Genomic DNA, 13,450 nt, shown 5'->3' with positions numbered 1-13,450 from the left:
ATTCTCAATTAAATTTCAAAACTATCTTTTGCAGAAAAGACAACTTTATAATGTCCAGATGTATAATTGGAAATAAAATCTAGTGCAAAATTTTGATCTTTTGGAGTATTAATTTTTTTCGAAAATAATAAGCTTTCACTTGTTTTTAAGTCTATTAAATTGTCGTTTTCATATGGGAATAATGCTTCAAATTCTGAGTCAGAAATACTTTTAATATCTGGTTGAGGAAAAATTCTTGATTTGAATTTTGAAGAAAGAGGAGCTAGAAAATAAATTTTTATTTCTCCCTCAATTTCTTTTGATTCGCCATTAAGGTTTGTACTAGTTAGTTTGATTTCGTTTTTATCTTTTGTAGTAATTTCATTTGCTATTAATGCATTTAATTCTAAATCGTGATAACCAATTTTTATTGTGGTTTTCGCATCATGAGTTTCTCCATTAATATCAGTTACTGTCGCTTCTATATCATAAGAAAAAACAGGAAGTTTTTCTTTTACTGCATTCTTAGAAGGAATTGCAATAAAATCAACTGTAAATTTCCCTGAAGCATCAGTTTTCGTTTCACCTGTTTCTAATACTTCGCTTTCTTGTGAGTAATACTCTCTAGAATAATTTGTTTTTCGGATTACTTTATAGGTTACTTTCGCATCAGAAATGTTGCTTCCTGCAAAAGCTTTAGCATTTCCATGTACTTTTATAGCTTGATCAAGCTTGAAACTGTCTTTTTTAGGGTCAAATGTAACTTCAAATTTTGGACGTTTATATTCTTCAACTTTAAAATAGGTTTTCGAATCTTTGAGACTTACATTTTCCCAAAAAGGATGTTCTTCTTTTTCTTTATCGTATATTTTATCTTTTTCATAATCTATAGGCTCTTCTGCTCTAATAGAAAAATTACCAGTTAAACCTGTTTTGGGCAAAGCAAATTCTCCTGAAAATGATCCGAATTCATTAGTAGTTGCTTGAATTTTTTTAATTTCATTAGAATCAATATCTTCTATAATAATGTCAAATGAGGTATAAGGAACAATCGAGGCCTTGTTTTTTATTTCTTGAAAAGCAATTCCTTTGTAAAATACAGTTTGTCCAGGACGATAAATAGCTCGATCTAAATAAAATTTTACTTCACCATCAAATTCTATTTTTTCATTTGTTTTGTCACCATATTCCTTATTGTACTGAATGTAATTTTTAGAAAGACTAAGTGTGTCATTTGAAGATGATAAAGTAATTGTTTCATTATTAAAATTCTGGATATTTACTTTTTTGAACACCGCCATACCATTTTTATCGGTTTTAATGTTAAAAGATGGAGATGTAATGGCTACATTTTCTAACGGCTGTCCGGTTTTTCGATCTAAAACTTGGTAATTTTCAGAAACATTATTTTGAGAAGCAATCACAATAAAATTAGAAACCGTTATCGTTTCGAAAGCAGATGCTTTTAGGTTTTCTGAACTAGATTCGCTTTCAAAATAAACTAAATAAGATCCTGTTTCTAGTTTGGGAAGGATAACTTCTGTCGAATATTGCAGATAATCTTTATTATTTTTAAGTGAGTATAATTTTGTCGCAATTGGTTTGTTGTTGTAAACAATACTGTCTTTGATAGTTTCTTTTGGCAAATTGTATTTTATAAATTGCTGAAGTTCTGTCTGACTGATTTTGTAAAATGAAATTTTTAGATTTTCGACATTTTTGTACTGAATGTATGCCCTTGTGTTTTCTTTGTTGTAAATATATTTTCGAATCTGAACGTTTAAATCCTTTAAAAGAATATTGTCTTTTGTTTGAATGGCAAATTTGTATGCATTAGATTTGTTGTTGATTTTTATAACACTATCTAAAATAGCGACAGCTTTTATTTTATGATCAGAATTTGTTGCTTTTGAAACGCTCTCATTTAGATAATATGCTTTTTGAAGTTGAATGTTTTGAATTACAACAGTATCGTTTGTGTTTTTTTGAAATGATGTCAATGCTTTGATATATTCTTCATCAAAATCAACCAAAGTTTTACTGAACAGAATTCTTTGCCAGATGTTTTCGGATGAGGGATTATTAATTTCTTGTTTTTGATAAAGTTTCAAAACTACCCTAAGATTTTCATTAGAAACAGAATCAAAATTTGATTTTATAAAATCATTTGCACTTCCTAGAAATCCTTTTTTATAAGCTACTAAATCCTTTTTATTGATCTCGTATAACCTAATTTTTTGTGATTGGATAGAGATGTTTTCGGCAATAACATAATTTAAGAGATTTAATTTTTTGAATTTTTCTATAGTAGAATAATCAAAAATAGCTTCGTATTTTGTTAGTGGGGTATTTTTGAGAATTGCTTCATTTTCCAAAGAATTTTTTAAAGCAAGATCAATCTGAGAAACAAAGTTACTTTTAGTCCATTTTAAAAAATCATCATCCAATTCGGTAACATTGGTTCTTTGATTAATGTTATAATTGTTTCGATTATAATAATCAGATAAGCATTTAGCATAAACCAAATTCAAAATTGCTTTTGATGGTGTAGAAACTCGATTAATATCTGTTTTAAGATTATTTATAATTTTTGTTTGTGCATTTTCATCTAAAATCTGTAAATATTTAGATTGATAAAAAAAGCATTTTATCATTTGGACTTCATCTTTCTGATTTATTGCTTTTTTGTAAATTGAAGAGACAATTTCATTGGCAGATTTTACTTTTCCTTCATTTTCAAGACCAATAACATTGTCCCATTTTTTATCGTTTTGCTGACCAAAAAGCACCGAAGAAACCAATAAGAATACAAAAAGTATATTTTTCATAGAAAGAGTTTAATCTAAAGATGTTTAAAATTCAAAAAAGGTTGGGAGCCTTGATGAATTATTTAAAAATAATTTTCGTACAAAGTACTAATTTATCTCCAAAACCAAATGTGACATATTATATTTCCTTATTTTTGAAGAATAATTACGAAGTTTGATTAGTTATTTGCCATTTCGATTAACCGATTAAACAGTTTAACGATTAAACATTTTAAATGAAAACACATTTCATCGCCATTGGCGGAAGCGCTATGCACAATCTGGCATTAGCATTACATAATAAAGGGTACCAAGTTACAGGAAGTGATGATGCTATTTTTGAACCTTCAAAATCAAGATTAGAGAAAAAAGGAATTCTTCCTGCTGAAATGGGCTGGTTTCCAGAAAAAATTACTTCAGATATTGATGCTATTATTTTAGGAATGCACGCAAAAGCTGATAATCCTGAATTATTAAAAGCGCAAGAATTAGGTTTGAAAATCTATTCGTATCCTGAATTTTTATATGAACAATCTAAAAATAAAACGCGTGTTGTAATTGGCGGTTCTCATGGTAAAACCACAATTACTTCGATGATTCTTCATGTAATGCATTATCATAATATTGCTGTCGATTATATGGTAGGAGCACAGTTGGAAGGATTTGATACCATGGTACATTTGACCGAAGAAAATGATTTTATGGTGCTAGAAGGCGATGAGTATTTGTCTTCACCAATTGATAGACGTCCGAAATTTCATTTGTATCAACCAAACATTGCTTTGATTTCTGGAATTGCTTGGGATCATATTAATGTTTTCCCGACTTATGAAAATTATGTGGAGCAGTTTGAGATTTTCATCGAAAAAATTACAAACGGCGGAATTTTAGTTTATAACGAAAATGATTCTGAAGTAAAACGTGTTGCTGAAGCAGCGACAAATCCGATTAGAAAAATTGCGTATTCGACTCCAGAATATTCGGTAAATGATGGCGTTACATTATTAAAAACTCCAGAAGGCGATATGCCAATTGAAGTTTTTGGAGCGCACAACTTAAATAACTTGGCAGGAGCAAAATGGATCTGTCAAAATATGGGTGTTGACGAAGCTGATTTCTACGAAGCAATTGCAAGTTTTAAAGGTGCTTCTAAACGCTTAGAGAAAATTGCTGAAGGAAAAGGAAAGGTAGCGTATAAAGATTTTGCGCATTCGCCAAGTAAAGTGGCTGCAACAACAAAAGCGGTAAAAGAACAATATCCGAACAGAACTTTAGTAGCTTGTTTAGAATTACACACGTATAGCAGTTTAAATGCTGAATTTTTAAAAGAATACGAAGGGGCTTTAGAATATGCAGATGTTGCGGTTGTTTTTTATTCGCCAGACGCGGTAAAAATCAAACAATTGGAAGAAGTAACTTATGAGCAAATCGCTACAGCATTCAACAGAAAAGATTTAATTATTTATACAAATCCAGTTGAATTTAAAGAGTATTTATTCAATTTGAATTTAGACAATGCTGCACTTTTATTAATGAGTTCAGGAAATTACGGAGGTTTAAACTTTGACGAGGTAAAAGGATTGATTCAATAATTAGAAAATTAGTCAATGAGATAATGTGTCAATTGCTTTGCAGTTGGCACATTTTTTTTTGAATTATCTCATTTTCTAATTGCCACATTTTCTAATTAGCTTTTTCGTATTTAAAATGCCCGACGATTTTATATTCAAACAAACAATCTTCTAAAACTTGTCCGCCTCCTACATTATGAACAATTAAATTACGTTTTCCATCTTTAGATTTTTTATTGGTTATAATTCCGATGTGAGGAAGTTTATCATGGATCATCCAAGTTACCAATTCTCCAGTTTTATAATCAGACGCATTTTGAGTTACAGGTAATTTTGTGCCTTTTCTTTCAAAAAATACTTCTAGATTAGGAACTCTTCTGTGATCTATATTGGTGTCGGTTTTTGTCATTTCCCATTTTTTTAGATTTGGGTACAGAGAAAAATTTTCAGTCATATCTTCATGAACTTCTTTTGCAAATCGATATTTAAAATTCGATACGAACGAATTATAACATCGGTACAAACACCTTTTCCTTTTGGAATATCTCCGTTTGGATAGTCAATTTTAAAATAAGCTGGATCATAATCAATCGACGGATCAATTATTGAGATAGCAGCTTGGGATAATTTTTCAGAGAAATTTTTAGGTTCAGCATAATTTGAAACCACCAAAGCTTTTGATTCTTTTTGTTGGCATAAAATGAAAATAAAGAATAAAAGATTGAATTGTAATGATTTCATTTTCAAAAGTTTTATTTTTTAAATATAATAACTTTCAAAATGCATGTCAATATTTGAAAGATTTTTCTTGTTTTTGATTTATATTCGCTTCCTAAATTTTATGATTATGAATGAAGGTCATTTTGCTATAAAAGATTGGTCAGAAGACGATAAACCTCGAGAAAAATTAATGGCTAAAGGAAAAGTCGCTTTAAGTGATGCTGAATTATTAGCGATCTTAATTGGATCAGGAAGCCGGAATGAATCTGCTGTTGCTTTAAGCCAAAGAATTTTAGCATCTTCAAAAAATCTAAATGCTTTAGGCAAAATGTCTATTTCTCAATTAATGCAATTTAAAGGAATAGGGGAGGCTAAAGCTATTGCTATAGTAGCTGCTTTAGAATTAGGAAGAAGACAAAGAAGTGAAGAGGTAATAAAATTAAAAAGTATAACTTCTAGCAAATCGGTTTTTGAGTTAATGCAACCAATTATAGGCGAGCTACCGCATGAAGAATTTTGGGTGCTTTTTCTTAATAATTCCAATAAAGTGATTTGTAAAACGCAATTGAGTAAAGGCGGCATTGCAGGAACAATAGTAGATGTACGCTTGGTTTTTAAATTGGCATTTGAAAACGGCGCTACAGCCTTGATTCTGTGCCATAATCATCCTTCGGGTGCTTTACTGCCAAGTAATGCTGATAGACAAATTACAACGAAAATTAAAACCTCAGGAGAAGTATTAGATGTTAAAGTTTTAGATCATTTGATTATAACTGAATCAAAATATTATAGTTTTGTAGATGAAGGAATTTTTTAATACATGAATACCAATATTACAGACATTTTTTTTGATTTAGATCACACGCTTTGGGATTTCGATAAAAACTCAGAAATGGCTTTCGATCGAATTTTTAAAAGTAAATATCAAGAAATCATTACTCAGGATTTTATTAAAGAATATATTCCGATCAATCAAGAATGTTGGAGATTGTATCAGAATGACAAAATTACACATCAAGAACTACGTTACAATCGTTTGAGGTTTTCTTTTGATGCTTTAAATTATGTAGTTTCTGATGAGAATATTTTGGAAATTGCAAATGATTATATAGAGTTTCTTACCGATAACAATTACCTTTTTGATGGAGCAATTGAAGTTTTAGAATATCTAAAACCAAAATATAAACTTCATATCATCACGAATGGATTTGCTCAAGTGCAGGAAAAGAAAATAAATAATGCTTCGCTTGGGAGTTATTTCAGTACGATTACAAATTCTGAATTAGCAGGTGTTAAAAAACCAAATAATATTATATTTGATTATGCGTTAAAGCTGGCAAACACTTCAAAAGAAAAAAGTGTCATGATTGGAGATGATTTTGAAGCTGATGTAAATGGAGCTTTGAATGCCGGACTAGATGCGATTTTCTTTAATGAAAAGAAACTTGATGTTTCTGAAAACTATAAACAAATTAACCATTTATTAGAACTAAAAAACTATTTATAATTATGAAAATTAAACTTTTACTTACTGCCATTTTATGTTCAGTTGTTGGATTTGCGCAGTCTGTTAATGATTACAGAGCTGTAATTGTGCCATTGAGATATGATTTTATGAAAACAGATAATCAATATCGTTTGGCTACAATGACAAAGTCAAATTTAGTAAAGGCTGGTTTTGAAGCTTATTATACAAACGAACAACTTCCAGATGGTCTAACAGATCGCTGTCAGGTTTTATACATTGATGTAAAAAAAGACAATGCTTTTTTGGCTACTAAACTTTATATCGAATTGAAAGACTGTTACGGTCAACTTGTTTATACCTCTGAAGTAGGTAAAAGTAAAGAAAAAGAATACGAAGTTGCTTATAAAGAATGCCTAGACAATGCTTTTAAATCAATTTACGCATTGCATTATAAATATAGCGGAAACGCTGCAACACCTGCTAAGACTCCAGTTGGAACAAAAGTTACTGCAGAGACTTTGGCAGCTACTTCTCCAAAAATATCTCCTGCTGCTGCGGCTGTAGTTACAAGTGCTCCTTCAGCGCAATCTTCACAATTGGTAGTTGTGGCTCCATCTCCAGATTTAAAAGATCCAAATCTATTGTATGCACAACCGACAGAATCAGGTTATCAGTTAATTGATAAAACTCCAAAAGTAGTTATGAAGCTTTTTAAAACTTCACAAACGAATGTTTTTATCGCTACAAAAGATAACATTCAAGGCTCTTTAATCTTGAAAGAAGACGGTAACTGGTATTTCGAATCTTATCAAAATGATAAATTGGTTTCTGAAAAAATTGTAGTTAAATTCTAAAAATAAAATATGGTTTAATAACCGTATTTATCTTTCCAACGGTTCTTTAAAAATTCGCGGGTACTGTTCTCTCTAGAATTGTTCCCAGGATTATAAAGAACCGTTTCTTTTATAGCATCTGGCAGAAACTCTTGTTCTGCAAAATTATTTGCGTAATCGTGAGAATACTTATATTCATCTCCGTATCCTAATTCTTTCATTAATTTGGTTGGAGCATTTCGCAAATGAATAGGTACGGGTAAATCGCCAGTTTGTTTTACCAATTGCTGTGCGTTTCCAATAGCCATATAAGAAGCGTTACTTTTTGGTGAGGTAGCTAAATAAATGGCACATTGACTTAATATAATTCGGCTTTCTGGATATCCAATTGTAGTAACGGCCTGAAAAGTATTATTGGCCATTATAAGTGCTGTTGGATTTGCATTTCCAATATCTTCACTTGCCAAAATCAGCATTCTTCTAGCAATGAATTTGACTTCTTCTCCACCTTCAATCATTCTCGCCAGCCAATATACAGCCCCATTAGGATCGCTTCCGCGAATAGATTTTATAAATGCAGAAACAATATCATAATGTTGTTCTCCAGTTTTATCATAAAGAACTGTGTTTTGTTGTACCAATTCTAAAACACGATCATTAGTAATTGTAATTTCATCACCTGCAGAAGCATTAATAACAAGCTCAAATACATTTAAAAGTTTTCTCCCGTCTCCGCCGGAAATGCGTAATAAGGCTTCTGTTTCTTTTAGATTTATTTTTTTTGTCAATAAATAAGCATCAGTTTTCATAGCACGTTCCAAAAGAGCTTCTAAATCGGCTTTTGTAAACGCGTTTAGTATATAAACTTGACAACGTGACAATAATGCAGGAATAACTTCAAAACTTGGGTTTTCGGTTGTAGCACCTACTAAGGTTATCCAGCCTTTTTCAACTGCAGCCAAAAGTGAATCTTGTTGAGACTTACTGAATCGATGAATCTCATCAATAAATAGAATAGGATTTTTAGCCGTAAAAAGTCCGCCGCTTTGTTTAGCCTTTTCAATAACATCACGAATATCTTTTACGCCAGAGTTTATAGCGCTTAAAATATAAAAAGGTCTTTTGGACTCCTGAGCAATAATTTGAGCTAAGGTTGTTTTACCGGTACCAGGTGGCCCCCAGAAAATTAGTGAAGGAATTATTCCTTTTGAAATTTGCTGTGTCAAAGAACCAGTTGGTCCAACCAAATGTAGTTGGCTTATATAATCATCTAATTTCTGCGGACGAATACGCTCTGCTAAAGGTGCTTCCATAATGCAAAATTACTATTTTAAGATTTAAATTTCGTCCATTCAAAAGTTAAAACAGTACACAGAGTGAGTGATTGTTCTGATTTGAGACAATTTCTGCTCTCTCATATGACAAATTATCAGTAAAATATTTTTGGAAAGTTTTTTGAGTTCTTTTAAATATTATTTCAAAACTATGAGTGATATTAATTTTAAGTTTTCAAATTCAGTTGTTGGACTTCCATTGTTTTTTGTCCTTTTTTTATGGATCGTATATTGGCTTCAGATTCGCTTTGATTTTGATTTTTATCGGTACGGAATTTATCCAAGAGATTTCATAGGATTACGAGGCGTTTTGTTTAGTCCGTTTATTCATGAAAATTTAGATCACTTATATAATAATAGTATTCCAATGCTAATACTATTGGCGGCAATGCAGTTTTTTTATCCTAAACAAACCTTTGGAGTTATTATGTACGGAATTGTATTTTCAGGATTGATTACTTGGGTTGTAGGAAGAGAGAATTTTCACATTGGCGCCAGCGGATTAATTTATGTTCTGGTTAGTTTTATTTTCTTTAAAGGAATACAAACTAAATATTATAGATTGGTAGCACTATCGCTAACTGTAATTTTGCTTTATGGTGGAATGATCTGGTATGTTTTTCCAGATATTGACCAATCTATTTCTTGGGAAGGACATTTGGCAGGACTTATTACAGGTTTTGCGCTAACATTATTTTACAAAGCGCCCGAATATGCTAAACCAATTGTTTACGATTGGCAACGCCCAGATTTTGATCCAAGTAATGACCCTTTCATGAGGCATTTTGATGAAAACGGAAATTTTATCACTTTTTCTCACGAAAATGAAGAGGAGGAGATGGATTATTTTTCGTCTAGTTATCCGGTAAATTACATTTTTATTAAGAAGCCCGAACAAGAAGAAGAAACGGGCACTAATTTGCTTTAAAATAAAAAGAGTAAATTTGTTAGTATAACAATTTAATTTTGAGCATTATGAAAATGAATTTTTTAGTTTTGTTTTTGTGTTTTGTTTTTAATGCAACAGGCATCGCTCAATGTGATATTAAAAATAGGGTACAGCCAGACGGTAGTATGGTGTACTATTTTGAGCCGGCAGTCTTTTATTCTACAAAATCAAAATCGTTAAAAATTAATATTGTTACCGACAAGGAACATTATCTTGTTGGGTTACAACCTACACCCTTTCCCGAAAAGAAGGAAGGGAAGAAAATTAAAGATGATTTGATAATGCATCTTGCAAATAACAAAACATATAAGTTAACACATTACGATACGCAATATAGACGCAACGATTCTATTATGCAGGTTCTTTATTTGATAGATGCTAAAGATATCGAAGCGTTTTCTACCTATGAAGCCGTTAGTGCTGAAATCAATATGAAGGGTACAGAATTTGTGAGAAGCTACAATTTTAAACTTCATAAAGATGCTATTGTGGAACAGCTTAAATGTTTTTTAAAGGAAGAAGAAAAATAACTTATTCTTCCTCTTTTGCTTCTGGTTCTTTTTTAGGAGCTATTTTCTTTTGAAGATTTCGAAATAGATTATTGAAAGTTATGGTAAGTGAAGCAGCATTGGTAGTTTGATTTCCACTATTTCTCGGAAGATACTCATTACAATAGGTTAGTTCAACCTGAAAATCATCAGAAAATAAATAACCAGCACCAATATTTAGCCGATTTCGATCAAAGAAACTTTCTCCTGTAACTTTTGCCCCAGATTTGAAATAAAGCTCGTCTGATGCAATTGCATATACAACTCCTGCTCTTAAAAGTTTGCTATTAATGGGTTGCATATATTTAACCTGCTGGCGGTATCTAAAAATGTTTTCATAATCACCATCTTCATTTTGCATATGACGATATTCACCACGCATTCTTGTGCTTAAGGTGTAGCCTGTTTTATGAAAGTAGTAAATGCTTTGAAGAGCAAAACGCCATTCTGGAGATTCAAATTGGCCAATTTCTGGAACATCTCGATTATTGAAATAGGCAACAAATGCTGAAAACTTCCATCTCGGCGAAAAGTAATAATGACCCCAACCTCTAAGGGATCTCTGAATTGTGTTTTCGAATAAGTTTGGTGATGATTCAGTACTGCTATAGGCTGCGGCCACGTCAATTTCAGTTGCCCATTTTTTGCTTAGTGTCTGGTTGAACTGAAACTCGTTCCAAAACTGATTGTAGGTAGTATTTTGTCCGTAGCTGTTTGCAATTGATAAAATTACAAACAGACAACAGAGTAGGACAACTTTTGATTTTGAATTAGATTTTGAAAGCATTAATTAAAGGTATTTAATTATTCATTCGCATCTTAATCTTTCAATGTGTTTTTTAAGTTCTTTGTCGAACGGCTTCGTATAAAAAAGCACCACAAGCAACAGATACGTTCAAAGATCCTATTGATCCGAACATTGGCAACTTTGCTTTTTCGTCTACTATTTTTAAAACAGAAGGGTTTATTCCTCGATCTTCAGACCCCATGATGATAGCCACTGGTTCTGATAATGATACATCATAAATATTTTGATCTGTTTTTTCGGTTGCAGCTACGGTTTTAACTCCCGAACCTTGCAAATAGAAGATAGCGTCTTTTATGTGTTCAACTTTACAAATAGGCACATTGAATACTGCTCCGGCAGAAGTCTTAACCGTATCTCCGTTTACAGGAGCTGAACCAGCTTTCTGTATAATGATTCCGTTTACACCTGTGCATTCAGCTGTTCTAATGATAGCACCAAAGTTTCTAGCATCTGATACTTGATCTAATATTAGAAAAAGAGGTTTTTTGCCTGATTCAATTGTAGATTCAACTAAATGTTCTAAGTCAATAAAACCAATAGGAGAGATGGTTGCTACCGCACCTTGGTGATTGTTTGGCGTAAGGCGATTTAGTTTTTCTACAGGAACGTAAGAGAAGTTAACGTTTGCACGTTTCATTACCTTCATTAAATCTTTCATAAGTTCTCCAGAGATTTCTTTCTGTATGAAAACTTTGTCTACTTCTTTTCCTGCCTGAATCGCTTCTATGATGGCTCTAATGCCAAATATTTGATGTTCTTTTTCCATTGGACAAATATAGGTAATATGTTTATATAAAAAAACCGCCCTGAATTAACAGAGCGGTTTAAGTATTTATCTTGGTTTAAATAAGAATTATTTAGCCCAGATTAGTTTAGTGTCTAATTCGTCACCACCAATTGCATCAGCAGCAGCTTGACGGTTTTCACCGTTTAACTGTTGTAAACTTACTGGGTAAGTAAATCTAGCAGGCATAGCTGTTAAATTGTTCAATGCAACAAATGTATAAGTTGTTTCTCCAGCTTGTGGTACATTGAAAGCGTAAGACTGGCCTGGCTGAAGAAGTGTATCAGGGTATCCTGTTCTTCTGTATTCAGCAAAAGCTTCGTAAGGTTGCATGAAAAGAGCGATGTATTTTTGAGTAATTACATTCTCTTGGTTTGCAGCAGGTAAAGTAGCTATGTAAGCATCAATCTTTGCAGCAGTAACTCCCCAACGAGTCATCGAAGCTCTTACTCCGTTTACATAGTTTGTATTGCTCCATCCGTTAGCTTCAGATAATAAGAACTCAACTTCGGCGTACTCCATTAAGATCTCTCTGTAATCTTGTTTTAATACATTTGAACTCCAGAAAGACGTACCTGGTCTTTGTCCAGCAGCTTGTGCACTAGTAATTCCGTAAGGCATACCAACATACTGAGTCAGGTCATCTGTTTCAGCATAGCTTGCAGCTTTAACAGCAGCCTTAGTTGCTGTTTTAGGAGCTGCATATTTTTGTAACCTTGGGTCAACTCCAAAATTTCCTAAATTTCCTTTTAACAAGTCAACAAAAGTGTTAGCGATAGCAAAGTCAGTTCTATTATCAAGATAAAAATCTCTGTAGAATGGACTTGGAAGGATATCATCTTTTTGGTAAGTTAAACCAACTGTATCTGCATTAGAAGTCATTACTCCTCCAGCAATTGCCTCAGTAATATGGGCTTCAGCTCCTGGAACAACTCCTTTTACTCTTGTAGCGATACGTAATCTTAAAGAGTTAGCAAATTTGATAAGTTTTGCAGGTGTTCCAAAAAGTTTATCACCTCTTGTAAATACTGAAGGTTCAGTTGTAACAACCATTGCTGCAGCTTCTTTCAATTCTTTCATAAGATCAGCGTAGATCTTAGTTTGAGAAGCAAATTTTGGCTTAAGATATTTTTCAATTTGTAATGCTTGGAAATCTGGATCATTGTTTCCGTATGACCAGTAAGGAGCATCCCCGTAAGCATCAACTATTTGTAAAAAAGTATAGGCTAACATAACTCTGGCAGCTGCAATCTGGTTGTTCGGATTTCCGTAAGCTTCGTTCGTTGCTCTAGTTTTAGGATCAGTATTTAGATCGATAATGGTTTTATAATCAAGAGCACTTATATAATAGTTAGTCCATAAACTTTTATTTGTAGTTTCTCTAAACTGAAAACGATCTTCCTCAGTATAGTTTCTTTGAGCAGAATATTGTACCCAAGGTAATGCCATTCTACCCGAAGAAAAGCTTCCTCTTGAGTCTGTCATTAAGTTGTAATTAGCACCATTAAAAAGCCCGAAAGTTGTAACCTGAGTAATATCTGGCGCATTTGGGTTTTTGTTGATTTCTTCTAAGTTATCATCGCAACTTACCGTAGTGGTAAGTAATGCTACAGCTGATAATATTGATATGAATATTTTTTTCATCTTAA

Annotated in this window: 11 protein-coding genes and 1 pseudogene; 6 read left to right on the top strand and 6 right to left on the bottom strand. The window is 32.3% G+C overall.

Annotation, left to right across the window (positions count from 1 at the left end):
- Positions 1 to 8 precede the first annotated feature (8 nt).
- Positions 9 to 2,807, bottom strand: coding sequence for an MG2 domain-containing protein (locus tag ABTV69_RS02070; protein WP_433833805.1), 2,799 nt, complete (start codon positions 2,805 to 2,807; stop codon positions 9 to 11).
- 215 nt (positions 2,808 to 3,022) lie between these two features.
- Here ABTV69_RS02070 and ABTV69_RS02065 point away from each other — a divergent pair, with 215 nt between their 5' ends.
- On the top strand, positions 3,023 to 4,378 hold the full coding sequence (locus ABTV69_RS02065) for a UDP-N-acetylmuramate--L-alanine ligase (protein WP_433833803.1): 1,356 nt from the start codon (positions 3,023 to 3,025) through the stop codon (positions 4,376 to 4,378).
- A gap of 91 nt (positions 4,379 to 4,469) precedes the next feature.
- On the opposite strand, the pseudogene ABTV69_RS02060 reads toward ABTV69_RS02065, so the two are convergent.
- A pseudogene (locus tag ABTV69_RS02060) lies at positions 4,470 to 5,098 on the bottom strand (DUF1287 domain-containing protein).
- Between the two features lie 106 nt (positions 5,099 to 5,204).
- Between ABTV69_RS02060 and radC the strand changes: the two are divergent.
- Genes radC through ABTV69_RS02045 form a run of 3 tightly spaced genes read left to right on the top strand, consistent with a single transcriptional unit; the run spans position 5,205 to position 7,399 of the window.
- Entirely contained in the window at positions 5,205 to 5,894 is a 690-nt protein-coding gene (gene radC, locus ABTV69_RS02055; RefSeq protein ID WP_433833801.1) for a RadC family protein, read from the top strand.
- Positions 5,895 to 5,897: 3 nt separating this feature from the next.
- Positions 5,898 to 6,584, top strand: coding sequence for a YjjG family noncanonical pyrimidine nucleotidase (locus tag ABTV69_RS02050; protein WP_433833799.1), 687 nt, complete (start codon positions 5,898 to 5,900; stop codon positions 6,582 to 6,584).
- Between the two features lie 2 nt (positions 6,585 to 6,586).
- Positions 6,587 to 7,399 carry a hypothetical protein gene (locus ABTV69_RS02045; RefSeq protein WP_433833797.1) on the top strand — a complete coding sequence of 271 codons (813 nt, stop codon included), beginning with the start codon at positions 6,587 to 6,589 and terminating at the stop codon, positions 7,397 to 7,399.
- A gap of 14 nt (positions 7,400 to 7,413) precedes the next feature.
- Here the strand turns inward: ABTV69_RS02045 and ABTV69_RS02040 are convergent, their stop codons facing one another.
- Positions 7,414 to 8,691: a replication-associated recombination protein A gene (locus ABTV69_RS02040; protein ID WP_433833795.1), complete on the bottom strand. Its 1,278-nt coding sequence runs from the start codon at positions 8,689 to 8,691 to the stop codon at positions 7,414 to 7,416.
- A 172-nt stretch (positions 8,692 to 8,863) separates the two neighbouring features.
- On the opposite strand from ABTV69_RS02040, the gene ABTV69_RS02035 reads away from it, so the two are divergent.
- On the top strand, positions 8,864 to 9,640 hold the full coding sequence (locus ABTV69_RS02035) for a rhomboid family intramembrane serine protease (protein ID WP_433833793.1): 777 nt from the start codon (positions 8,864 to 8,866) through the stop codon (positions 9,638 to 9,640).
- 47 nt (positions 9,641 to 9,687) lie between these two features.
- Positions 9,688 to 10,191: a hypothetical protein gene (locus tag ABTV69_RS02030; protein ID WP_433833791.1), complete on the top strand. Its 504-nt coding sequence runs from the start codon at positions 9,688 to 9,690 to the stop codon at positions 10,189 to 10,191.
- Position 10,192: 1 nt separating this feature from the next.
- On the opposite strand, the gene ABTV69_RS02025 is transcribed toward ABTV69_RS02030, so the two are convergent.
- The 3 genes from ABTV69_RS02025 to ABTV69_RS02015 form a co-directional block, all read right to left on the bottom strand.
- Positions 10,193 to 10,996, bottom strand: a complete 804-nt coding sequence (locus ABTV69_RS02025; RefSeq protein WP_433833789.1) for a DUF2490 domain-containing protein — start codon at positions 10,994 to 10,996, stop codon at positions 10,193 to 10,195.
- Positions 10,997 to 11,048: 52 nt separating this feature from the next.
- Positions 11,049 to 11,783: a 23S rRNA (guanosine(2251)-2'-O)-methyltransferase RlmB gene (rlmB, locus tag ABTV69_RS02020; RefSeq protein ID WP_433833787.1), complete on the bottom strand. Its 735-nt coding sequence runs from the start codon at positions 11,781 to 11,783 to the stop codon at positions 11,049 to 11,051.
- Between the two features lie 87 nt (positions 11,784 to 11,870).
- Positions 11,871 to 13,445: a SusD/RagB family nutrient-binding outer membrane lipoprotein gene (locus ABTV69_RS02015; protein ID WP_433833785.1), complete on the bottom strand. Its 1,575-nt coding sequence runs from the start codon at positions 13,443 to 13,445 to the stop codon at positions 11,871 to 11,873.
- Between the last annotated feature and the right edge of the window lie 5 nt (positions 13,446 to 13,450).

This window comes from Flavobacterium anhuiense (assembly GCF_050990855.1).
GTDB classification, from domain to species: Bacteria; Bacteroidota; Bacteroidia; order Flavobacteriales; family Flavobacteriaceae; genus Flavobacterium; species Flavobacterium anhuiense_C.
The sequence above is the reverse complement of the archived record's forward strand: the minus strand, read 5'-3'. Positions and strand labels throughout refer to the sequence as shown.

Coding starts and splice junctions, on each gene's coding strand:
- ABTV69_RS02070 (WP_433833805.1), bottom strand. CDS start 2,807: ATGAAAAATATACTTTTTGTATTCTTATTGGTTTCTTCGGTGCTTTTT.
- ABTV69_RS02065 (WP_433833803.1), top strand. CDS start 3,023: ATGAAAACACATTTCATCGCCATTGGCGGAAGCGCTATGCACAATCTG.
- radC (WP_433833801.1), top strand. CDS start 5,205: ATGAATGAAGGTCATTTTGCTATAAAAGATTGGTCAGAAGACGATAAA.
- ABTV69_RS02050 (WP_433833799.1), top strand. CDS start 5,898: ATGAATACCAATATTACAGACATTTTTTTTGATTTAGATCACACGCTT.
- ABTV69_RS02045 (WP_433833797.1), top strand. CDS start 6,587: ATGAAAATTAAACTTTTACTTACTGCCATTTTATGTTCAGTTGTTGGA.
- ABTV69_RS02040 (WP_433833795.1), bottom strand. CDS start 8,691: ATGGAAGCACCTTTAGCAGAGCGTATTCGTCCGCAGAAATTAGATGAT.
- ABTV69_RS02035 (WP_433833793.1), top strand. CDS start 8,864: ATGAGTGATATTAATTTTAAGTTTTCAAATTCAGTTGTTGGACTTCCA.
- ABTV69_RS02030 (WP_433833791.1), top strand. CDS start 9,688: ATGAAAATGAATTTTTTAGTTTTGTTTTTGTGTTTTGTTTTTAATGCA.
- ABTV69_RS02025 (WP_433833789.1), bottom strand. CDS start 10,996: ATGCTTTCAAAATCTAATTCAAAATCAAAAGTTGTCCTACTCTGTTGT.
- rlmB (WP_433833787.1), bottom strand. CDS start 11,783: ATGGAAAAAGAACATCAAATATTTGGCATTAGAGCCATCATAGAAGCG.
- ABTV69_RS02015 (WP_433833785.1), bottom strand. CDS start 13,445: ATGAAAAAAATATTCATATCAATATTATCAGCTGTAGCATTACTTACC.